The 22384-nt window shown below is 68.8% G+C and carries 17 protein-coding genes; 10 read left to right on the forward strand and 7 right to left on the reverse strand.

Features of this window, described 5'->3' with window-relative positions:
* Window positions 1-19 precede the first annotated feature (19 nt).
* The 4 genes from gyrB to dnaA all read right to left on the reverse strand — a co-directional run bounded on the left by gyrB (window position 20) and on the right by dnaA (window position 6949).
* Window positions 20-2482 carry a DNA topoisomerase (ATP-hydrolyzing) subunit B gene (gene gyrB, locus PIQ37_RS17115; protein ID WP_153751409.1) on the reverse strand — a complete coding sequence of 821 codons (2463 nt, stop codon included), beginning with the start codon at window positions 2480-2482 and terminating at the stop codon, window positions 20-22.
* Between the two features lie 112 nt (window positions 2483-2594).
* The gene (gene recF, locus PIQ37_RS17120; protein ID WP_342074380.1) at window positions 2595-3695 is read right to left on the reverse strand and encodes a DNA replication/repair protein RecF; all 1101 of its coding nucleotides are present in this window, start codon (window positions 3693-3695) and stop codon (window positions 2595-2597) included.
* Between the two features lie 490 nt (window positions 3696-4185).
* Window positions 4186-5286 carry a DNA polymerase III subunit beta gene (dnaN, locus tag PIQ37_RS17125; RefSeq protein WP_017911750.1) on the reverse strand — a complete coding sequence of 367 codons (1101 nt, stop codon included), beginning with the start codon at window positions 5284-5286 and terminating at the stop codon, window positions 4186-4188.
* Window positions 5287-5608: 322 nt separating this feature from the next.
* On the reverse strand, window positions 5609-6949 hold the full coding sequence (gene dnaA, locus PIQ37_RS17130) for a chromosomal replication initiator protein DnaA (protein WP_026144198.1): 1341 nt from the start codon (window positions 6947-6949) through the stop codon (window positions 5609-5611).
* A gap of 261 nt (window positions 6950-7210) precedes the next feature.
* Between dnaA and rpmH the strand changes: the two genes are divergently transcribed.
* The 5 genes from rpmH (at window position 7211) to mnmE (ending at window position 13795) form a co-directional block, all read left to right on the forward strand.
* Window positions 7211-7351: a 50S ribosomal protein L34 gene (rpmH, locus tag PIQ37_RS17135; protein WP_003469983.1), complete on the forward strand. Its 141-nt coding sequence runs from the start codon at window positions 7211-7213 to the stop codon at window positions 7349-7351.
* A 38-nt stretch (window positions 7352-7389) separates the two neighbouring features.
* Window positions 7390-7827: a ribonuclease P protein component gene (rnpA, locus tag PIQ37_RS17140; protein ID WP_026143608.1), complete on the forward strand. Its 438-nt coding sequence runs from the start codon at window positions 7390-7392 to the stop codon at window positions 7825-7827.
* Between the two features lie 18 nt (window positions 7828-7845).
* Window positions 7846-9576: a membrane protein insertase YidC gene (yidC, locus tag PIQ37_RS17145; protein WP_342074381.1), complete on the forward strand. Its 1731-nt coding sequence runs from the start codon at window positions 7846-7848 to the stop codon at window positions 9574-9576.
* Between the two features lie 101 nt (window positions 9577-9677).
* Complete coding sequence (locus PIQ37_RS17150; protein WP_342074382.1) at window positions 9678-12419, forward strand: polysaccharide deacetylase family protein; 2742 nt, start codon at window positions 9678-9680, stop codon at window positions 12417-12419.
* Window positions 12420-12451: 32 nt separating this feature from the next.
* Complete coding sequence (gene mnmE, locus PIQ37_RS17155) at window positions 12452-13795, forward strand: tRNA uridine-5-carboxymethylaminomethyl(34) synthesis GTPase MnmE (protein WP_342074383.1); 1344 nt, start codon at window positions 12452-12454, stop codon at window positions 13793-13795.
* Window positions 13796-13824: 29 nt separating this feature from the next.
* Here mnmE and PIQ37_RS17160 read toward each other — a convergent pair whose 3' ends face one another.
* The gene (locus PIQ37_RS17160) at window positions 13825-14736 is read right to left on the reverse strand and encodes an NmrA family NAD(P)-binding protein (protein WP_342074384.1); all 912 of its coding nucleotides are present in this window, start codon (window positions 14734-14736) and stop codon (window positions 13825-13827) included.
* A 133-nt stretch (window positions 14737-14869) separates the two neighbouring features.
* Between PIQ37_RS17160 and PIQ37_RS17165 the strand changes: the two genes are divergently transcribed.
* Window positions 14870-15322, forward strand: a complete 453-nt coding sequence (locus tag PIQ37_RS17165; RefSeq protein ID WP_342074385.1) for a winged helix-turn-helix transcriptional regulator — start codon at window positions 14870-14872, stop codon at window positions 15320-15322.
* A gap of 153 nt (window positions 15323-15475) precedes the next feature.
* Here the strand turns inward: PIQ37_RS17165 and PIQ37_RS17170 are convergent, their stop codons facing one another.
* Window positions 15476-16318, reverse strand: a complete 843-nt coding sequence (locus PIQ37_RS17170; protein ID WP_342074386.1) for an ABC transporter ATP-binding protein — start codon at window positions 16316-16318, stop codon at window positions 15476-15478.
* 135 nt (window positions 16319-16453) lie between these two features.
* Between PIQ37_RS17170 and PIQ37_RS17175 the strand changes: the two genes are divergently transcribed.
* The 4 genes from PIQ37_RS17175 to PIQ37_RS17190 all read left to right on the forward strand — a co-directional run bounded on the left by PIQ37_RS17175 (window position 16454) and on the right by PIQ37_RS17190 (window position 21010).
* Window positions 16454-17650: a DesA family fatty acid desaturase gene (locus PIQ37_RS17175; protein ID WP_342074387.1), complete on the forward strand. Its 1197-nt coding sequence runs from the start codon at window positions 16454-16456 to the stop codon at window positions 17648-17650.
* A 59-nt stretch (window positions 17651-17709) separates the two neighbouring features.
* A complete protein-coding gene (locus PIQ37_RS17180; protein ID WP_267123179.1) occupies window positions 17710-18054 on the forward strand; it encodes an EF-hand domain-containing protein in 345 nt (114 codons plus the stop codon).
* Window positions 18055-18189: 135 nt separating this feature from the next.
* Window positions 18190-19002, forward strand: a complete 813-nt coding sequence (mutM, locus tag PIQ37_RS17185; protein ID WP_342074388.1) for a bifunctional DNA-formamidopyrimidine glycosylase/DNA-(apurinic or apyrimidinic site) lyase — start codon at window positions 18190-18192, stop codon at window positions 19000-19002.
* Between the two features lie 403 nt (window positions 19003-19405).
* Entirely contained in the window at window positions 19406-21010 is a 1605-nt protein-coding gene (locus tag PIQ37_RS17190; RefSeq protein ID WP_342074389.1) for a glucan biosynthesis protein, read from the forward strand.
* 462 nt (window positions 21011-21472) lie between these two features.
* Here the strand turns inward: PIQ37_RS17190 and PIQ37_RS17195 are convergent, their stop codons facing one another.
* Window positions 21473-22237, reverse strand: a complete 765-nt coding sequence (locus tag PIQ37_RS17195; protein ID WP_342074390.1) for an SEL1-like repeat protein — start codon at window positions 22235-22237, stop codon at window positions 21473-21475.
* Between the last annotated feature and the right edge of the window lie 147 nt (window positions 22238-22384).

A 22384-nucleotide genomic window follows, 5' to 3' on the forward strand; every position in this document is an offset into this window, starting at 1 on the left:
AGGGCGGGGACCGCCAGGGTCAGATGTCGAGGTTGGCGACCTTCAGCGCGTTTTCCTCGATGAAGTCGCGGCGCGGTTCGACCACGTCGCCCATCAGCGTGCTGAAGATCTGGTCGGCGGCGACCGCATCCTCGATGCGCACCTGCAGCAGGCGGCGCGTGTCCGGGTTCACCGTGGTCTCCCACAGCTGCTCGGCGTTCATTTCGCCCAGGCCCTTGAAGCGCTGGATCTGGCGGCCCTTCTTGGCCTCCTCGAACAGCCAGGCGTAGGCCTGGGCAAAGCTGGTGATGGCCTGGGTCTTGTTGCCGCGCACGATCTGCGCGCCCTCGCGCACCAGCCCATGCAGCTCGCGCGCGATCTCGCGCAGCGGCCGCAGCTCGCCGCTCTCGAACACCGCCATCGGCACCACGTAGGTGGTCTCCTCGCCCATGTGCCGGCGCTCCACCAGCAGGGTGGCCGGGCGCTGCGCATTGGAGGCCTGGAAACGCAGGCTGTAGCGCGCCGAGCCCAGGCTGCCGCGGTTGAGCACCGCCTGCAGCGCGTCCAGGCTCGGATGCGTCTCGCCTTCGCTCTCGAGCTGGGCCACGTCCAGCGGCGGCAGGTCGATCAGCGCGCTCAGCAGCGCCGGGTCGTAGCGGTGCGCATTGCGCGCCACCGCCTCGTTGGCGCTGGCGAACAGGAGCAGCAGCTTCTCCAGCGCCGCGCCGGTGATCGGCGGCTCGTTGCTGGCCGGTACCAGCGCCGCGCCTTCGACCGCGCTGCTGGCCAGGTAGGCATTGAGCGCGTTGTCGTCCTTCAGGTACAGCTCCTGCTTGCCCTGCTTGAGCCGGTACAGCGGCGGCAGGCCGATGTAGACGTAGCCGCGCTCGATCAGCTCCGGCATCTGCCGGTAGAAGAAGGTCAGCAGCAGGGTGCGGATGTGCGCGCCGTCGACGTCGGCGTCGGTCATGATGATGATGCGGTGGTAGCGCAGCTTGTCCGGGTTGTACTCGTCGCGGCCGATGCCGGTGCCCAGCGCGGTGATCAGCGTGCCGACCTGGTCGGAGGACAGCATGCGGTCGAAGCGCGCACGCTCGACGTTGAGGATCTTGCCGCGCAGCGGCAGCACTGCCTGGTTCTTGCGGTTGCGGCCCTGCTTGGCCGAGCCGCCTGCCGAGTCACCCTCGACGATGAACAGCTCCGACAGCGCCGGATCCTTTTCCTGGCAGTCGGCCAGCTTGCCGGGCAGGCCGGCGATGTCCAGCGCGCCCTTGCGGCGGGTCAGGTCTCTTGCCTTGCGCGCGGCCTCGCGGGCGCGGGCGGCATCGACGATCTTGCCGGCGATGGCCTTGGCCTCGTTGGGGTTCTCCTGCAGGAACTCCTCCAGGCGCGCGCCGAACGCGTTCTCCACCGCCGGACGCACGTCGGAGCTGACCAGCTTCTCCTTGGTCTGGCTGGAGAAGCTCGGGTCTGGCACCTTCACCGACAACACCGCGATCATGCCTTCGCGCATGTCGTCGCCGGTCAGGTTGATCTTGGCCTGCTTGGCGATGCCGTTCTGCTCGATATAGGTATTGAGCACGCGGGTCAGCGCGCCGCGGAAGCCGGCCAGGTGGGTGCCGCCGTCCTTCTGCGGGATGTTGTTGGTGAAGCAGTACATCGTCTCTTGGTAGGAGTCGGTCCACTGCAGCGCCACGTCCACGGTGATGCCGTTGTGCTCGCCGGTGACCGAGATCACGTTCGGGTGCAGCGGGGTCTTCAGCTGCGCCAGGTGCTCGACGAAGCTGCGGATGCCGCCTTCGTAGTGGAAGTCGTCGCGGCGCCCCTCGCCGCGCTCGTCGGCGAGCACGATCTTGACCCCGGAATTGAGGAAGGACAGCTCGCGCAGGCGCCGGGCCAGGATGTCGTAATGGAATTCCACGTTGTTGTGGAAGGCCACCACCGACGGCCAGAAGCGCACGGTGGTGCCGCGCTGGGTGGTCTCGCCGAGCCGAACCAGCGGCGCGACGGCCGCGCCGTTGCTGAATTCCTGCTGGTAGTGCGAGCCGCCCTGGAACACGTCCAGCAGCAGCTTCTCCGACAGCGCGTTGACCACGCTGACGCCCACGCCGTGCAGGCCGCCGGACACCTTGTAGCTGTTGTCGTCGAACTTGCCGCCGGCGTGCAGGACGGTCATCACCACTTCGGCGGCGGAGACCTCGCGGCCGAGCTTGGCGCTCATCTGCGCGTGCTTGCCGACCGGGATACCGCGGCCGTTGTCCGACACCGACACCGAACCATCGGCGTGGATCGTCACGGCGACGTGGTCGGCGTGCCCGGCCAGGGCTTCGTCGATGGAGTTGTCGACGACCTCGAACACCATGTGATGCAGACCGGTGCCGTCATGGACGTCGCCGATGTACATGCCGGGCCGCTTGCGGACCGCCTCCAGGCCTTCCAGGGCGGTGATGCTGTTGGCGTCGTAGTTGCCGTTGCTGGGCGGGGTGTTCTGTTCGTCGGTCATGCGGGTGCCGTAGGCTCCACGAGGCGGCGAAGACAGGCCGGGGCCGGTTCGCGCCGCTGGATAGGGGATTGGCGGAAATTATAGCAGCCCGGGCCGCCGGACCCGCGGCGGCCTAGGAAACCGCCAGGATCTGTCCATGTTCCACGTGGAACCGAGCGATCGGCAGGCTGGCGTCGGCCAGCGCCTGCGGGGTTTCGGTGGCAGTGACGAACACCTGTGCCGGCCCGGCACGCAGGCGCTCCAGCACCCGGGCCTGGTGGTGACGGTCCAACTCCGAGCCCAGATCGTCCAGGGCGATCACCGGCCATTCGCCGCGCTGCTCGGCGTAGTCCTCGGCCTGCGCCAGCAGGCAGGCCAGGGCGGTGAGCTTGGCCTGGCCGCGGGAAAGCGCGTCGCGGCCGGGGATCTCGGCGAAGCTGAGGCTCCAGTCGGCCCGGTGCGGACCGGCGGAGGTATAGCCGAGTTGCCGGTCGCGCTCCCGATTGAGCAACAGTGCATCGGACAGCGAGACCTCCTGACGGCGCCAGCCGGGCGCGAACTGCAGATGCGCGATGCCCAGCGCGGGGGCGAGATCCGGGGCAAGGGCTAGCAGGCGCTGTAGCAGCCTGTCCAGGTAGTCCTGGCGGCGCGAGGTCAGCGGCTCGCCCGACTCGGCGAGTTCGTGGTCCCAGGCATCGAGTGCCGCGCCGCTGCCGCCGCTCTTGAGTAGGGCGTTGCGCTGCTTGAGCGCGCGGGCGTAGCGCCGCCACAGGGACAGGAAGTCAGGTTCCACGTGGAACAAGCCCCAATCGACGAAGCGGCGCCGTGGCTCGCCGCCGCCGCTGACCAGCAGGTGGCTGCCCGGCTCGAAGGTCACCACCGCCAGCGCCGCACACAAGGTGCCGAGATGGGCGACGTCCTGGCCGTCGAGGCGGCCACGCCATTCCTGGCCGCTGTGGCGCAGCCCGGCGCGGCGCCGGCGTGTCGCGCCGGCTTCAGCCGATTGCTCCTGCCATTCGACGAAGACGTCCAGCGCGTCCTGGCCCTGGCTGACCAGCCCATCGCGCACGCGCCCACGAAAGCTGCGGCCATACGCCATCAGGTGCATCGCCTCGAGCACCGTGGTCTTGCCGGCACCGTTGTCGCCGGTGATCAGGTTCAGTCCGGGCGCGGGCGCCAGCTCGAGCGCCGCGAACCGGCGCAGGTGATGGAAGTCGAGGCGGGAGACGTGCATGCGGGGATAGAGGCGAGGGCGCTCGCACCGGGCGCACGCAGATCGGGGCTTGGGGTAGGGCGGCAGCATACCCAAAACGGCTGACGGGCGCTGTCAGGACGGCCGCCCTCGGGAAACTGGCAGCGCTGCGTGCCAGCAACCTCCGCATCATTGGGAGGACGGACTCCCGCGGGACGGTGGGGGGCGTGGGTAAGAGGGTCGGCCAGGCGATCACAGGCACGTTGTCTTGCCGCACGGTCTCCTGGCGCTTCGATAATGGGGTGATCCCGCCGAGGTGCCGGAGCCCGTCTCTTTGCAGACACAGTCACGGCCGTCACGGCCGATGCGTTTTGGCCGGGTAATGCAAGGGTGCAAGCTGCGCGGGCCTCCCGTGGCAACGAATCCCTCTCAGTGCGGGAGCGTTGATCTTGGAGCCCAACAAAAAGAAAACCCGGCACGAAGGCCGGGTCGCTTTCGCACGTGTTCCACGTGGAACACGAAACAGGAACCGTCAGAGACGCAGCGGCATCACCACATGACGCGAGCGGGCGCTGCTGGCTTCCCGGACCAGCGCCGAGGAATTGGCGTCGCGCAGCTGGATCACCACGAACTCCTCGCGCAGCGCAGACAGGGCATCTAGCAGGTAGTTCACGTTGAAGCCGATCGCCAGGTCGCTGACCTTGGTGTCCGCTTCCACTTCTTCCTGCGCTTCTTCCTGCTCCGGGTTATGCGCGCTGATCTTCAGCTGGCCCGGCGAGACTTCCACGCGCACGCCGCGGTACTTCTCGTTGGACAGGATCGCCGCACGCTGCAGCGCTGCGCGCAGGATCTCGCGATCCAGCTTGACCTCGCGGTCGGCACCGATCGGGATCACCGCTTCGTAATCGGGGAAGCGGCCGTCGATCAGCTTCGACGTGAACGTGACATCGTCACGCTTGACCCGCACGTGCGCGCGGCCGACTTCCAGCTCGACTTCGCGCTCGCCGCCTTCCAGCAGGCGCTGCAGCTCGGTCACGCCCTTGCGCGGCACGATGATCTGGCGCTTGGCGCCGCCGGCGTTCTCCAGCTCGGTCTCGCACAGCGCCAGGCGGTGACCATCGGTGGCCACGCAGCGCAGGGTCTGGTCGCGCAGATCGAACAGCAGGCCATTGAGGTAGTAGCGCACGTCCTGCTGCGCCATCGCGAACGCGGTGCGCTCGATCAGTTCCTTCAGCGCGGCTTCCGGCACGACCACACGCTCGGTGGCTTCCACTTCGTCGACCGACGGGAAGTCGTTGGCGGGCAGGGTGGCCAGGGTGAAGCGGCTACGCCCGGCCTGCACGGTGATCTTGTCGCCGGACTGCGAGACGGTGACCTTGCTGCCGTCGGGGAGGGCTCGCACGATCTCGAACAGCTTGCGCGCCGGGATCGTGGTTTCGCCGTCCTGGGCATCGTCGACCGCAATGCGCGAGACCATTTCCACTTCCAGATCGGTACCGGTCAGCGACAGCTGGCCACCCTGCACCTGCACCAGGAAGTTGGCCAGAACCGGCAAGGTCTGGCGGCGTTCGACCACATTGACGACTTGCGCCAATGGCTTGAGGAAGGCTTCGCGCTGCAGTGTGAAACGCATGTGGTTCCGTGCCCCTATGCTTTAAAAGATGTGGAATAAATCAAAAGCTTGGTGGTGATGGTAGAGCGAAATTCGGTGCAAATGTAGCTCAAACCACTGAAAACAAAAGATTTTTAGCGCCCTCAATCCCGTGTACTACTGTCCCGGAACTGGTGGGGAAACCTGTGGATAGTTTTGCCGTCGCCGCCGCGTCGCGCTTTATCCACAGTTTCTCCCGGATTTGTCGCGAAGTCATGCACCGATTTATCACGTGGCGCCAGGTGGCCGCCGAACGTACACGCTGCGCGCGTGGATCAGCGTGCCGCCCCTGTCCTCTCCGGGCTCACTCGCTGAGCTTGCGGATCAGCTTGTCCCAGTCTTCGCGGAGCTTGCCGTCGGTTTCCATCAGGTGCTTGATCTGCCGGCAGGCGTGCAACACGGTGGTGTGGTCGCGCCCGGCAAACGCATCGCCGATCTCCGGCAGGCTGTGTTCGGTCAGTTCCTTGGTCAGCGCCATCGCCACCTGCCGCGGCCGCGCCAGCGAGCGCGTGCGCCGCTTGGACAGCAGATCCTTGATCTGCAGGCCGTAGTAGTCGGCCACGGTCTTCTGGATGTTGGGGATGCCGATCGCCTGCTGCTGCGCACGCAGCAGGTCGCGCAGGGTTTCCTGGGCGAACTCGGTGGTGATCGCGCGGCCGGTGAAGTTGGCGCGCGCCGCCAGCGTGTTGAGCGCGCCTTCCAGGTCGCGCACGTTCGAGCGCATCTTCTTGGCGATCAGGAACGCCACGTCGTCGGGGATCTCCGCGCCGCGCTCGCGCGCCTTGGCCAGCACGATCGCCGCGCGGGTCTCGAAATCGGGCGGATCGATCGCCACCGACAGGCCCCAGGCCAGGCGCGACTTCAGCCGCGGCTCCAGGCCCTCGACCTCGCGCGGATAACGGTCGCAGGTCAGGATGATCTGCTGGCGGCCGTCGAACAGCGCGTTGAAGGTGTGGAAGAACTCTTCCTGGGTGCGGTCCTTGCCGGCGAAGAACTGGATGTCGTCGATCAGCAGCGCGTCCACCTGCTGGAACTGGCGCTTGAACTGGTCCATGGTCTTGTCCTGCAGCGCACGGATCATCGCGCTGAAGAACTGTTCCGAGCGCAGGTACATCACCCGCGCGTTCGGATTCTGCTCGCGCATGGCGTTGCCGGCGGCGAACATCAGGTGGGTCTTGCCCAGGCCGGTGCCGCCGTACAACAGCAGCGGGTTGTGCGCGCGGTCGCCGGGCTTCTGCGCGGCCTGCACCGCCGCGGCCAGGCCGAGCTGGTTGCTGCGGCCTTCGACGAAGTTGGCGAAGGTGTAGTGCGAATCGAGGTTGCCGGCGAACGGCTCCAGCAACGGCGGCGCCGGCGTGCGTGCGGCCGCGGTCTCGCTGGGCGGGGCGGCCGCCGGTTCCGGCGCACGCGGGCGCGAACCGACCTGCAGCAACACCTCGCCGCTGCCGGCGAAGTAGGTCAGCAGTTCGCGGATGCGCGGCAGGTAGCGCTCGCGCACCTGCTCGACGATGAAGGCGTTCGGGGCGTACAGCACCATGCTGTTGTCATGGCGCTGTTCGGCTTGCAGCGGTTTCAACCAAGTGTGAACGTCCTCGGCTGGAAATTCGGCTTCCAGACGTTCCAGGCAACGGGGCCAAGCATCCATCAGATCTAAATTCGTCGATAGACCGGGCATGAAGGGCGCGCTCGGGCGCGGCGCATTCGGCCGGTGGGAGAGGAAAGCGGATGGATCAGACTACCACCGGCGCGCAGGGTCGGGAATGGTTTTCCCACGGCTATTCACAGATCCATCCACAGGCCTGGCGTGGCCGACCATTGCCGTCGTCAATACAGGGAGTTGACCGCGGCGTGAGGGGTCCTATAGAATTTCCGGTTCTTTCCGCCCCATTCAGATCAGAGCGCCCCGATGGCCACCAAGCGCACCTTCCAGCCCAGCAACCTCAAGCGCAAGCGCGACCACGGCTTCCGTGCCCGTATGGCCACCGCCGACGGCCGCAAGATCCTGGCCCGTCGCCGCGCCAAGGGCCGCAAGCGCCTGAGCGCTTGATTGCTTCGCCGCCCCAGGCGGCGCCTGCAATCCGGACCGTGAATCATCCCGACCCGCGTAGGCGATTTCCTCGCTCTGCGCGGGTTCGCACGTCTGCGGAATACCGCGTCGTGTTCGATGCCGCGCGCCGCTGTTCCGAGCCGCTGATGAGCCTGCACTGGCGCAGTGCGCCGCACCCGGCGCGGCTGGGTCTGGCGGTGTCGCGCAAGGTCGACAAGCGCGCGGTCGTGCGCAATCGCATCAAGCGCGTGCTGCGCGAGGCCACGCGGCAGCTGTTGCCGTGGCTGGCGCCCGGCGATTACGTGGTGGTGGCGCGCAGCGCCGCCGCCCAGGCCAGCGGCGAGCAACTGCGCCAGGCCTATCTGCGCCTGCTGCGTCGCGCCGGCGCATTGCCGGCCCCGGCCGCGGACGGCACAATGCCGCCGCCCGATCGTCCTTCTTCCCCCACATCCACGTCAGAACCTGCTTCTGGCTGAGCCGAGCTTGCCTGTCCGATGAACCAGACCCGCCTTTTCCTGATTTTCGCCTGGCTGATGGTCGCGGCGCTGTTGTGGATGGAGTGGAACAAGGAACACGCGCCGAACGCCACCGCGGCGACGGTCGCGGCGGCGACCACGGTGCCGCCGGCGCAGGACGCCGATGCCGGCGCCACGCATGCGCCGGCCGTTCCGCAGGCCACGGTGCCCGGCACCGCGCCGGCCAGCACCACGCCTGAGACCACCGCGGCCAGCGCCGCGCCGCGGGTCACCGTCACCACCGACGTGCTGCGCCTGACCCTGGATGGCCGCAGCGTATTCGACGCCGACCTGTTGCTGTTCCCGCAGACCAAGCAGCCCGGCAGCCCGCCGGTGCAGCTGCTGACCGAGGATGCGGCGCATCCGTACACCGCCACCAGCGGCTGGGTCGGCGAGCACAACTCGCCGTCGCCGGGCCCGGGCGGCTTCCGCCCCGAGCATCCGGGCCAGGACTACGTGCTGGCCAAGGGCCAGGACAGCCTGCAGGTGCCGTTCGTGTGGAACGGCCCGGACGGCGTCACCATCCGTCGCATCTACACCCTGCAGCGCGGCCACTACGCCGTGCAGGTGCGCGACGAGGTCGTCAACCACGGCAGCAAGCCGTGGCAGGGCTACGTGTTCCGCAAGCTGAGCCGGGTGCCGACCATCGTCAGCCGCGGCATGACCAACCCGGATTCCTTCAGCTTCAACGGCGCCACCTGGTTCAGCCCGGCCGACGGCTACCAGCGTCGCGCGTTCAAGGACTACTTGGAAGACGGCCCGCTCAACCAGACCATCTCCGGCGGCTGGATCGCGCTGCTGCAGCACCACTTCTTCACCGGCTGGATCCCGCAGGCCGACCAGCAGGCGCTGTACGTGCTGTCCAACGACGGCCCGCGGCATGTGATCGAAGCGCGCGGCCCGGGCTTCACCGTGGCGCCGGGCGCCAGCGCCAGCACCGAGGCGCGGCTGTGGGTCGGCCCGAAGCTGGTCAGCCAGATCGCCAAGGAGAACGTGCGCGGCCTCGACCGCGTGGTCGACTACAGCCGCTTCTCGCTGATGGCGCTGCTCGGCCAGGGCCTGTTCTGGATCCTCAGCCACCTGCACAGCCTGCTCGGCAACTGGGGCTGGTCGATCGTCGGCCTGGTGGTGCTGCTGAAGCTGATGCTGTATCCGCTGTCGGCCGCGCAGTACAAGAGCATGGCCAAGATGCGCAAATTCCAGCCGCGCATCCAGCAGCTGAAGGAGCGCTACGGCGACGACAAGCAGAAGTTCCAGACGGCGATGATGGAGCTGTACAAGAAGGAGAAGATCAACCCGATGGGCGGCTGCCTGCCGGTGCTGATCCAGATGCCGATCTTCTTCGCGCTGTACTGGGTGCTGGTGGAGTCGGTGGAACTGCGCCAGGCGCCGTGGTTCGCCTGGATCCAGGACCTGACCGCGCGCGATCCCTACTTCATCCTGCCGGTGATCAACGTGGCGGTGATGTGGCTGACGCAGAAGCTGACGCCGTCGCCGGGCATGGATCCGGTGCAGGCCAAGATGATGCAGTTCATGCCGCTGGTGTTCGGCGTGATGATGGCCTTCGTGCCGTCGGGCCTGGTGCTGTACTGGGTCACCAACGGCTCGCTGGGTCTGTTGCAGCAGTGGTGGATGACCAAGCGCCACGGCGAACCGGCCACTGCCGGTGGTGGCGGCAGCGGCAAGCTGCCGGCCAAGGCCAAGAAGTAAACCCGACAACGCCCGCCCTCCGGCGGGCGTTGCGCATGCGGCCGGGGAAGGCGCCGGCGTCTGCGTTCTTCCTGTAGCGCCTTGCTCGCGAGTCCGTGGTCATGCGCAAGCGCCATCGTCCGTTGTCGCCGTCCGTGGCCGTGATCGGCCTGCTCGCCTTGGCCCTGGCCGCGTGCCAGCGCCAGCCTGCTGGCAGCGAGGCAACTGCCGCGAAACCGGCGGCGGCCGCGTCGACGATCGCCATCCCCGGCTCGCCGGCCTTGCAGACCCAGGCGGCGACGCTGCTGCAAGGCCTGCAGGCGCAGCTGGCGGCGCAGCGCAAGATCATCGTGTTGCTGGCCGACGAGGCCAAGCAGTCGCCGGCCGACCGGCAGACCTCCAGCAGCGTCGGCCAGCAGCTGTTCCACGAGGGCCTGGAGCGCCGTGAGGCGCTGGCCAAGCAATTCGATGCGCTGCTGGCGCTGCCCGATCCGCAGCGCTTCGCTGCGGTCGGCAGCCTGCTGGACTACGTCGAATCGGCGCCGGACCTGTACGACGCCGACCGCCTGGCATTCCGCGAGATTCTCGCCGACTGGCAGGTGCGCATCGGCAAGGACTCCTCGCTGCCGGCGATCAAGCTGCACCAGCGCATCGGCGAGGACCTGGAAGCGCTCGACGAGATCGAACGCACCTACAATCGCGAGATCACCGCGATCTTCAGCCGCTTCGATCGCACCCGGGCGATCGTGCAGAAGCGCGAGAAGTGGGAGGACTACGTCGCCCACCTGGGCACGCTGTACACGCGCGAAGCGATCCTGCGCGACTACGGCGTGATCACCCCGTACCCGATGTCGATGAAGGACAGCGACCGCGAGGTGTTCGGTCGCGACCTGCCGCCGAAGACCGTGGTGCTGAGCTTCGACGACGGCCCGCATCGCGAGTACACCGACGAGATCGTCGCCATCCTCAAGCGCTACGACGTGCCGGCCACGTTCTTCGAAGTCGGCCGCAACCTTGGCAAGCTGGAGCCGGACGGCAAGGTCGACCTGTCGCCGCTGGCCAGCGTCAGCCGCAGCCTGATGGAGCAGGGCTACACCGTCGGCAACCACAGCCTGACCCATGCGCAACTGTCCAAGGAAACCGGCGCCGCGCTGCGCAGCCAGATCCTCGACACCGACCGCATGCTGCGCGCGGTCGACGCCAAGCGCGCGCCGTTGTTCCGCTTTCCCTACGGTGCGCGCAATGCCGAGGGCATGCAGATCCTCGGCGAGGCCGGCCTGAAGTCGGTGATGTGGAACGTGGATTCGCTGGACTGGGCCGACCCGGTGCCGGAGTCGATCGTGCAGCGCGTGCTCGAGCAGGTCGGCCGCGAGCAGCGCGGTATCCTGCTGTTCCACGACATCCACGAACGCACGGTCAAGGCGCTGCCGCAGATCCTGGACCGGCTCAGCGCCGACGGCTACCAGTTCGCCGCCTGGAACGGGCGCGACTTCAGCGTGGCGCGCGCGGCCAGCAACGCCGCCGCACCGGCGGTGACCAGCGGCTACGACAAGTCGTGGGCCATCGTCATCGGCATCGACGACTACGCGCACTGGCCCAAGCTGCAGTACGCGGCCAACGACGCGCAGGCCATCGCGCAGACGCTCACCGGCAGCTTCGGTTTCCCGTCGTCGCAGGTGATCGTGCTGAAGAACCAGGAGGCGACCCGCAACAACATCCTGGCCGCTTTCCACGATCGCCTCGCACACGGCGGCGTCGGCAAGAACGACCGCGTGTTCGTGTTCTTCGCCGGCCACGGCGCGACCCGCAAGCTGGCCTCCGGGCGCGACCTCGGCTACATCGTGCCCGCCGATTCGGACCCGGCGCAGTTCGCCACCGATGCGATTCCGATGACCGAGATCCAGGACATCGCCGAAAGCCTGGAAGCCAAGCACGTGCTGTTCGTGATGGACGCGTGCTACAGCGGCCTGGGCCTGACCCGCGGCGGCGGCACCAGCGCCTACCTGCGCGAGAACGCGCGGCGCATCGCCCGGCAGATGCTCACCGCCGGCGGCGCCGACCAGCAGGTCGCCGACAGCGGCCCCAATGGCCATTCGGTGTTCACCTGGGTGCTGCTGCAGGCCCTGTCGGGCAAGGCCGACCTCAACGGCGACGGTCTGATCACCGGCACCGAGCTGGCCGCCTACGTGGCACCGGCGGTGTCGAGCATCTCGCAGCAGACGCCCGCGTTCGGCAGCCTGCCCGGTTCGCAGGGCGGCGAGTTCGTGCTGCAGGTGCCGGAGGGCGAGGAGTTCCTCACCGCCAGCACCCAGCAACTGTCCTCGGCGGCGATCGCGATGAACGACCGCGTCGACGCGGCCGCGCCGGCATCGACCGCGACGCCGAACGCGGGCGCCGGTAGCGCCGACGCGCCGCCCGCTGCGGCCAAGCCCGCGGTGGTGGTCAAGGATCTGCAGGGCGGCGAGCGGCCGCTGGCGGTGCCGGCCGCGGCCGGCCCGGTGTCCGACCGCCAGCGTGCGCAGCGCGCCAACGACCGCGGCCTGCAGCTGTACAAGGAGAAGCGCTACGACGAGGCCGAAGCGCAGTTCACCGAGGCGCTGAAGCTGCGCCCGGACTTCGCGCTGGCGGCCAACAACCTGGGCTTCATCTACTATCGCCAGGGCAAGTACGCGCAGGCCGTGCGCTGGCTGGAGAACACGCTGAAGATCGATCCCTCGCGCGCGGTGGCCTACGTCAACCTGGGCGACGCCTACCGCCAGCTCGGCGATGCAGCCAAGGCCAAGCGTGCTTTCCAGACCTACCTGGAGTTGCAACCCAACGGGGCGTCGGCCGCCTACGTCCGCGGCCACCTGCAGACGCTGTGATCCACCACGCCGCCGAACCTGCTGCCTTCGCCATGCCGTCTTCCGCTACCGACACCATCGCCGCCATCGCCACCGCTCCCGGCGCGGGCGGCGTCGGCGTGGTCCGCGTGTCCGGTCCGGCGGCGGTGGCCATCGCCGAGGGGCTGGGCCTGGGCGCACTGGTGCCGCGCACCGCCCGCTACGCGCGTTTTCGCGACGCGCATGGCGAGATCGTGGACGACGGCATCGCGCTGTGGTTTCCGGCGCCGCGCAGCTTCACCGGCGAGGACGTGCTGGAACTGCAGGCGCATGGCAGCCCGGTGCTCCTGCGGCACCTGGTGGCGCGCTGCTGCGAACTCGGCGCGCGGCCGGCACGCCCGGGCGAGTTCAGCGAGCGCGCCTTCCTCAACCGCAAGCTCGATCTGGCCCAGGCCGAGGCGATTGCCGACCTGATCGCCGCTGGCGATCTGCGTGCGGCACGCGCGGCACGGCGCTCGCTGGACGGGGTGTTCTCGCGCCGCGTCGACGACCTGGCCGAGCAGCTGATCCGCCTGCGCATCCACATCGAAGCGGCGATCGATTTCGCCGACGAGGCGTTGGACACGCTGGGCGGCGAGCAGGTCCGTGCCGGCCTCGCGCAGGCGCGCACCGACCTGGCACAGCTGCGTGCCGACGCCGAACGCGGCCGGCGTCTGCGCGATGGCCTGCACGCGGTGCTGGTCGGCCCGCCCAACGCCGGCAAGAGTTCACTGCTCAACGCGCTGGCCGGCAGCGACCGCGCCATCGTCACCGACATCGCCGGCACCACCCGCGACACCTTGCACGAGACCGTGCGCCTCGACGGCGTGGAGCTGACCCTGGTCGACACCGCCGGCCTGCGCGAGGGCGGCGATGCGATCGAGCGCGAGGGCATGCGCCGCGCGCGCCAGGAACTGCAGCGCGCCGACCTGGCGCTGATCGTGCTCGATGCGCGCGCCGCCGAGGCCGGCCATGCGGCGATCGCCGACGCCATCGCCGACGTGCCGCAGCGGCTGTGGATCCACAACAAGAGCGACCTGCTCACCGCCGTGCCCGCGGCCAGCGCCGAGCGCGTCTATGTGTCCGCCGCCACCGGCAGCGGTCTGGAGCAGTTGCACGCGCAGTTGCGCGCAATCGCCGGTGCCGCGGCCGGCGAGGGCAGCGACGGCGAATTTTCCGCGCGCGCCCGCCACGTCGACGCGCTGCAGCGCGCCGCGACGCATGCCGACGCGGCGGCGGTCGAACTGCAATACGAACGCCTGGAACTGGCCGCAGAAGAGCTGCGCCTGGCCCATGCCGCGCTCGGCGAGATCGTCGGCACGCTCAGCGCCGACGACCTGCTCGGGCGGATCTTCTCCAGTTTCTGCATCGGGAAGTAGCGCGCACTGCCGCGCGCCGCCGAGTTCGCTTACGGCTTCAACGCCGCCAGGTGCGCGCGCTGCTCCTGCAGCCACTGTTCGAACGGCAGCGGCGTCTGCCCGGTCAGCGCCTGGTAGTCGCCGGTGACGGTGGCGACGCGGCCGGCCGCGGTGTTCGTGTCGAACGACGCATAGATGCGCGCGACCGGCTCGGGTAGCCCGGCGCCGACCATGCCCTGCACCAGGCCTTCGACCGGTACCGGCACCACCTGGATCTGCACGTCCAGCACCTGCGCGACCAGCGTGGCGATCTCGGCGGTGGTGTAGGCGTGCGCGCCGCTGAGGGTGAGCGTGCGCGTGCGCTTGCCGTCGCCGCTGGCCAGGGCGACCGCGGCGGCGCGGGCCAGGTCGTCGCGCGCGATATGGGCGATGCCGCCGTCGCCGGCCGCGCTGTACCAGTGGCCCGAGGCCAGCACCGACGGCAGGCTCATGAACAGGTTTTCGAAGTACCAGTGGTTGCGCAGCACGGTCCAGGCGGGCAGGGCGCTGGCGGCCAGGCTGTCTTCGGTACCGGCATGGTCGGTGGCCAGCAGCAGCGGCGAGTCGTGCGGTTCCGGGCACGAGGTGTAGACCAGGTGGCCGACGCCGGCGCGTTCGGCGGCGGCGATCGCGGCCTGATGCTGCTGAAGGCGGTGGCCGGGGCGGTCCAGCGCGTCGGTGCTGATCAGCAGCACGCGGCCAGCACCACGGAACGCGGTGTCGAGCGACGTGGCGTCGTCGAAATCGCCGTGGCGCACGTCCACGCCGCGTGCGGCCCAGGCGGCCAGGCGCTCGGGCTGGCGGGTCATCGCCACCACGCGCGCCGGCGCCACCTTGAGGGTGTCGAGCAGGTGCGCGAGCACGCGCTGGCCGAACTGGCCGCCAGCGCCGGTGACGAGCAGGGAATCGGAAGATGCGGACATGACAGGTCTCCTGAGGAAGGGCGGCGTCGCAGGACGCCATGGTCTGGAAAAGGAACCTGGTCTATCCTAGAGACCTGGGCCGACCTGTAAAGACGGCACTTTTTCCGCCCCTGATTACCCCGAGGTAACCACCATGGACACCGTCGTACCGCCTGCTGCTGCCTGCGACCCGCTGTTGAGCCAGCAGCTGCAGGACTACCAGCGTGCCGGCATGGCCATCGACCAGTGCCCGGTGCGCGACGTGCTGGCGCAGATCGGCGACAAGTGGAGCACCCTGTTCGTGATGCTGCTTGCCGAACGCCCGCACCGCTTCGGCGAACTGCGCCGCGCGGTGCCCGACATCTCCCAGCGCATGCTGACCCAGACCTTGCGCGACCTGCAACGCGAAGGGCTGGTCGCCCGCGAGGTGCTGCCGACCGTGCCGCCCGGTGTGGAGTATCGGCTCACTCCACTGGGGCAATCCTTGAGCGTGGTGCTGGCACCGCTGGTGCGCTGGGCGGCCGACCATCACGCGGAGATCCGCAGCGCACGTGCTGCGTTCGAGGCCGATGCACCGGCGCGGGCGGCGGGCGCCGCGTACGGTTGACGCGTCCCGTAGGAGCGGCTTCAGCCGGGACCGGGCTTTACCGAGAACGCCCGGTCGCGGCTGAAGCCGCTCCTACGACTATGCCCGCATCATCTGCGACATCTCGCAGCCTGAAACCGCAAGGCCCGAACGTCCCAACCCGGCAATCTGGGATCAACCCGCGCTAACCACCCGCGCGCTGTAGCTGTCGCCGTCGCGCTGCACCCGCACCGGTCCGCCGAACACCGCCGACAACGGCGCATCGGCCAGCAGTTCCTCGCGCGTGCCGTCGGCGTACACCTGGCCCTCGCGCAGCAGGATCACGCGTTCGATCTCCGGCACGATCTCCTCGATGTGGTGGGTGACCAGCACCAGGGTGATGCCTTGGCGGGCGAGGTCGCGCATGGTCGCCAGCAGGTGCTCGCGTGCGACCAGGTCCAGGCCGGTGCTGGGTTCGTCGAGCAGCAAGGCCTGTGGACGATTGACCAGGGCGCGCGCGATCAGCACGCGTCGGGTCTCGCCGGCCGACAGTTCGGCATAGGGACGCCGCAACAGCGGCAACGCGTGCGCCGCCTGCAGCGCCTCGCGCGCGCGGTCGCGCATCGCATCGGTCACCTCGCGGTGCGGCGGCACCACATAGCTGGCGAAGAACCCCGACAGCACCGCGCTTTCCACGTCCAGCCCAGGCATGTCGGCGAGATTGACGCTGAGGTCGCCGGTGACGATGCCCAACTGGCTGCGCAGCCGGTCCACCTGCCAGCGGCTCTGGCCGAGCACCCGCACCGCCGGTTCTTCGCCGGCGCGCGCCAGCGGATACAGCTCGCGGGTGATGAGCTTGATGAACGAGGATTTGCCGCAGCCGTTCGGGCCGAGGATCGCAGTGTGCTGGCCGAGCGCGATGCGCAGGCTCAGCGCATGCAGCACGCGGACCTGGCCGCGGACGACGCTGGCACGGTCGAGTTCGATCAACGGCGCGGCCGCTGGCACGGGGGTTGCTTGGGAAGAGGCGGCTGACATGGAACCGAAACCGTTCTGTGATCGGAAGCGCTTGGCGGCTGAATACCATACGCGAGCGCCGGGTGAAGTTTGCCCCCGCAACCCCCATCATGTCGTCATCCCCTCACGCCGTCCTACGCTCTGGAGCTTCTGGCAATGTTCGACGCGATCCTCGACTTCCTCGGCAACGGCCTGCTCGGCGTCGGCTGGTGGGGCATGCTGGCCGTGCTGCTGCTGTTCACCCAGCTCACCATCTTCGCGGTGACGCTGTACCTGCACCGCAGCCAGGCGCACCGCGGCGTCGACTTCCATCCGCTGCTGTCGCACTTTTTCCGCTTCTGGACCTGGTTCACCACCTCGATGATCACCAAGGAGTGGGTGGCGATCCATCGCAAGCACCACGCCAAGGTGGAGACCGAGGAAGACCCGCACAGCCCGCAGACCAAGGGCATCGCCCGCGTGTTCTGGCGCGGCGTGGAGCTGTACCGCGAAGCGCGCACCCAGCGTGGCGACATCGAGCAGTATGGCAAGGGCGCGCCGGACGACTGGATCGAGCGGCACCTGTACACCCCGTACGCGAACGTGGGGCCGGTGGCGCTGTTCGCGGTCAACTTCGCGCTGTTCGGCCTGCCCGGCATCGCGCTGTGGGCGCTGCAGATGGCCTGGATCCCGTTCTGGGCCGCCGGCGTGATCAACGGCCTGGGCCATTGGTGGGGCTACCGCAACTTCGAGTCCGCCGACACCTCGACCAATCTGACCCCGTGGGCGCTGTGGATCGGTGGCGAAGAGCTGCACAACAACCACCATGCCTTCCCGAGCTCGGCGCGCTTCTCGATGCGCCGTTGGGAACTGGACATCGGCTGGATCGCGATCCGCGCGCTGGCCGCGCTGCGCCTGGCCAAGATCCTGCGCGTGGCGCCGACCCTGGACGTGCGCCCGAACATCGCCGTGCCCGACGCCGACACCCTGCGCGCGCTGCTGTCGCATCGCTTCCAGGCGATGACCGATTACCAGCGCAACGTGTTCAAGCCCGCGCTCAAGGAAGAAGCCGCCCAGGCCGGCGCCAAGCTGCGCAAACTGCTGCCGCGGCGCCTGCGCAAGGGCCTGGTCGACGACGGCCGCTGGCTCAAGCCCGACGCGCGCGAACAGCTGCAGCACTGGGTGGCGCAGCGGCCGCGCATGCGCACGCTGGTCGAGCATCGCGCCCGCCTGGCGGCCCTGCTCGAAGCGCGCACCCATGATGCCAGCGAGCGTCTCAAGCACCTGCAGGCCTGGTGTCACGACGCCGAAGCCAGCGGCATCGCCGCGCTGCAGGCCTACGCCGCGCGACTGAAGGGCTACGCCCTGGCATGAGCTGCGGCGCACCGCGCACCCAATCGCACGAACGCCGCCTTGCGCGGCGTTCGTCGTTGATGGCCGGACTGACACTGCGCATCGCCTGCGTCCTGTTCGCCGGCGGTATCGTCAGCGCCCACGCGCAGGCGATCGACAGCACCACCAGCTACCTGCAGCGCATGGACCGCGACGGCGACGGCCGCGTCAGCTTGGACGAATACCTGGCCTGGATGAGCTACGCCTTCGACGCGCGCGACCTCGATCATGACGGCGTGCTCAGCCCCGCCGAATTGCCCGGCGGCCGCGGCCCCCCGATCACCCGCGCACAGCACCTCGCCACCCTGACCGCCCGTTTCCGCAAGCAGGACACCAACGGCGACGGCTACCTTAGCGCCCGGGAGCTGGCGGCGCCTCCGCAGTGAGCGCAGCTGTGTCGCCACGCGCGCCGTGCGTGCCCACGCGCAGCGCGGGCGATCCAACCGGCGATTCCGGCTTCAGCGGAAGCGCACCTCGCGCCAGCTAAGCTTGTCCCTCTACCTGCGACATTCACCGAAACCATGCCCGAACTCCCCGAAGTCGAAACCACCCGGCGCGGCCTGGAGCCGCATCTGTCGGGGCGGCGCATCCATGGGGTGATCCTGCGTCGGCCGGATCTGCGCTGGCCGATTCCGCCGGACGTGGCCGAGCAGTTGCCGGGGCAGCGCATCGACGGCATTCGCCGGCGCGCGAAGTACTTGTTGCTGGATACCGCGGTCGGCAGTGCGCTGCTGCATCTGGGCATGTCCGGCAGCTTGCGTGTGCTGCCGGGCGATACGCCGCCGCGGGCGCACGACCACGTCGACATCAGCCTGGAAGACGGCCGGGTGCTCCGCTTCAACGACCCGCGCCGGTTCGGTTGCCTGCTGTGGCAGGCGCCGGGGGAGACCCATCCGCTGCTCGCCGAGCTGGGGCCGGAGCCGCTGTCGGATGCGTTCGACGGCGATCATCTGTTCCGGCTCAGCCGCGGCCGCACTGCGCCGGTCAAGACCTTCCTGATGGATCAGCGCATCGTGGTCGGGGTGGGCAATATCTACGCGGCCGAGAGTCTGTTCCAGGCGGGCATCAGTCCGCTGCGCGAGGCGGGCGAGGTCTCGCGCGCCCGCTACGCACGCCTGGCCGACGCGGCCAAGGCGATCCTGGGCTATGCGATCCAGCGCGGCGGTACGACGTTGCGCGATTTCATCAGTCCGGACGGGGCGCCGGGCTACTTCGAGCAGGAGCTGTCGGTCTACGGCCGCGAGGGCGAGGCCTGCAAGCGCTGCGGGCGCACGCTGCGCCATGCCAGCATCGGCCAGCGCGCCAGCGTCTGGTGTGGCCACTGCCAGCGCTGAGCAACGAACGAACGCGATCGCGCTGCACGCACCGACGAAGGCGGTGCGGCGTCTGCAGGGACACCGCCAGCACCGCGCTTCTTGCAGCGTCTCGGCACGATGGGCCGTCGCGACCGCGAGCGCGATTCAGCCGCGCCCGGCCTTGCCGGTAACGCGTCGGCTCAAGCGCACATGTCGGTGGGCCTTCCAGTGGGCCTTGCCGCGTCGTTAGCGTCTCTCGAAGACGCCTCGCCCACTCGGGCATAGCGACGCCGATGTGGTCGGGTCGGCAAACCGTGGCGCGCGGGCTCGCCCGCTACCTCCCGCACGTCTGCGCCCGGGACGCGCTCCCACGGACACCATCACCGCCACCTTCGGCGCCGCTTGTCTATGATGGGCGTCCTTTTCCGTTTCGATCCCGGCCATGCAACGACGCGATTTTCTCAAGAACGCCGCCGCCGCCTTCGCCGCCATGGGCTTGCCGGCGATGCCGATGCTCGGCCAGGCGGCCCCTGCGGTGGGCCTGCGCCGCCTGGGCAAGCCGCAGCCGTTCGACTACGCCTGGCTCAAGGGCCATGCGCGGGCCATGGCCGATGCGCCGTACCAGAGCCACAAGCGGGTGCTGCCGGCGCCGGTGGAGGGCCTGACCTGGGACCAGTACCAGTCGATCCGCTACCGCCAGGACCATGCGTTGTGGGCGGCCGAGCAGGGCCCGAAGTTCCAGGCCAAGTTCTTCCACCTGGGCCTGTACTTCAAGACCCCGGTGCACATGTTCGACCTGGTCGACGGGCAGGCGCAGGAACTGGCCTACGACAGCGCGGCATTCGATTACGGCAGCAGCGGGCTGAAGGGCAAGCCGCTGCCGAAGGAACTGGGCTTTGCCGGCTTCCGCCTCAACACCAAGCAGGACACCGAGCGCGACTTCGCCGCGTTCCTCGGCGCCAGCTACTTCCGTGCGGTGGGCAAGGAGGGCCAGTACGGCCAGTCGGCGCGCGGCTTGGCGATCGATACCGGCACCGGCGGCCCGGAGGAATTCCCGGACTTCATCGCCTATTGGCTGGAGCAGCCCAAGGCCGGCTCGGACACGGTGGTGGTGTACGCGCTGCTGGATTCGCCCAGCGTGGCTGGTGCCTACCGCTTCGCGATCACCAACGGCGACGTGCTGCTGATGGACATCGACAGTGCGCTGTATCCGCGCAAGACCATCGAGCGCCTGGGCCTGGGGCCGTGCACCAGCATGTACCAGGTGGGCGAGAACGACCGCCGCATGGATTGGGACTGGCGCCCGGAGATCCACGACACCGACGGCCTGGCGATGTGGACCGGCGGCGGCGAATGGATCTGGCGGCCGCTGTGCAATCCGCCGCACCTGCGCTTCAACATGTTCGTCGACGAGAACCCGCGCGGTTTCGGCCTGCTGCAGCGCGACCGCAACTTCGATCATTACCAGGACGACGGCGTGTTCTACGAGAAGCGCCCGTGCCTGTGGGTGGAGCCGAAGCAGGGCTGGGGCAAGGGCTCGGTGCAACTGGTGGAGATCCCCACCGTCGACGAGACCTTCGACAACATCGTCGCGTTCTGGAACCCACAGGACAAGCCCCAGCCGGGCCAGGAACTGCTGTTCGGCTACCGCCTGTACTGGGGCGCGCAGGCGCCGGCGTCCTCGCCGCTGGCGCACTGCGTGGCCACGCGTACCGGCCTGGGCGGCGTGGTCGGGCAGAAGCGGCATTACTTCTCGTGGCGCTTCGCGGTGGATTTCGTCGGTGGCGAACTGGCCAAGCTGGGCAAGGAGAAGGATGCCAAGGTCGAGGCGGTGCTGCAGCTCAATCGCGGCCGCACCGAGATCGTCTCGGCGCGGCCGTTGCACGAGATTTCAGGCTACCGCGCGATGTTCGACGTGGTGCCGCCGGACGACGGCACCGAGCAGATCGACATCCGCCTGTACCTGCGCAGCGGCGAGCGTCCGCTCACCGAGACCTGGCTGTACCAGTGGACGCCGCCGCCGGCGGCCGAGCGCAAGCTGTATTGAGCGGGGTGGGCATGCACGACCGAAGTGCGTGCCCGTCGCATCTTCGAAGTGCAGGTCGCCACACCTTTCGCGGGTGTGCGCGCGCGGGTTGGGATGTCCTGGTTGCGTCCTGATGCGTCAGGTTGCGGTGGCGCGTAGCTGACGGGTTGCTTCGTCGTCGCGGCTGAAGCCGCTCCTACAACGGGTGCAACGGGGGCGGCGCTTGCGCAACTGCGTTGCCACTCCTCCAAGCAGCGCACGCCTGCGCTGCCTGCATGGCGCCCGCCTCCAACCGTAGGAGCGGCTTCAGCCGCGACCGCTCCTAACCGAGAAGGCAGGCGTCACCGCCGATCCAGCATACAGACATACGTTGCCGCCTCTGGCAATGCGCCCTGATACCCGGACCTTCGCCTGTGGGAGGGACTTCAGTCCCGACGCTCTTCGCGCCGCACTACAAGCGCGAAGCAACCGTCTGCCCTGCACTCAATGCTTGGCCGGCTCCTGCGGCGGCGGGGGCGGCGTACCTTCCGTGCTGATGTCCTCGACATCGCCGATGTCGACCCGGCCCGGGGTGCGGCCGTCCCACACCTGGTCCTGCAGCTTCCAGTACGCGCTCGGTTCCCAGAACTGCTTGGCGTAGAACACTTCCGGATCGATGCTGCCGCCGCGCGGGCCGTTGATCGACAGCGGGCCGGCCGCGCCGGAGTGGCCGAGCAGGCCGCCGGTGCTGCGCATCGCTTCGCGCCGCAGGACCGCTTCCTGGCGCGGCTTGGCGACCTGGTCGCCGTACTCGGCGAGCATCGACTTGTCGAGCTTGGCCGCGCGCTTGCGTTCGTCCGGGGTCAGCTGGTTCCAGTACTCCATCTTGCGCGCGCCGAACTGGTCGTAGCCGCGCTCGGCGGCCAGCGCCATCCACAGGAAGCCCATCGTATGGTCGGCGGCGCCGCCCTGGCCTTCCCAGTACATCTCGCCCAACCGCGCCTGCGACGGCTTGTCGGCATAGCGTGCGGCCAGCTGGTACTGCTTCCTGGCCTCGGCGTACTCGCCCTTCTTGTCGGCGCGGATGCCGGCACGGCGATAGAACAGGTCCAGGTGCGCGTCGAGGAACCCGTCGGTGAGTACCTGCGCCGGGATGTCCTGGAAGGTGTGGTCACCCGGGGCCGCAGCGGCGCGGCCGGGCAGGGCGAGCAGCAGGGCGCAGGCCAACGCGGTGCCGCTGCCGGCGAAAAATCCTTTCAACGAAACCATGTTCCTCATCCCATGAGTGCGATCGGCGCGATTCTAGGCATGCCGCTTGGGTGCGCTCCATAGACTGATGGCATAGGCACGGGCGCCTGCGCGGCAATCGTCAGCGGCGGTTCATCGCGGTCCGATCCGACGCACCAGTGCGGTGCG

The organism is Xanthomonas protegens (assembly GCF_038442435.1).
GTDB lineage: Bacteria > Pseudomonadota > Gammaproteobacteria > Xanthomonadales > Xanthomonadaceae > Xanthomonas_A > Xanthomonas_A sontii.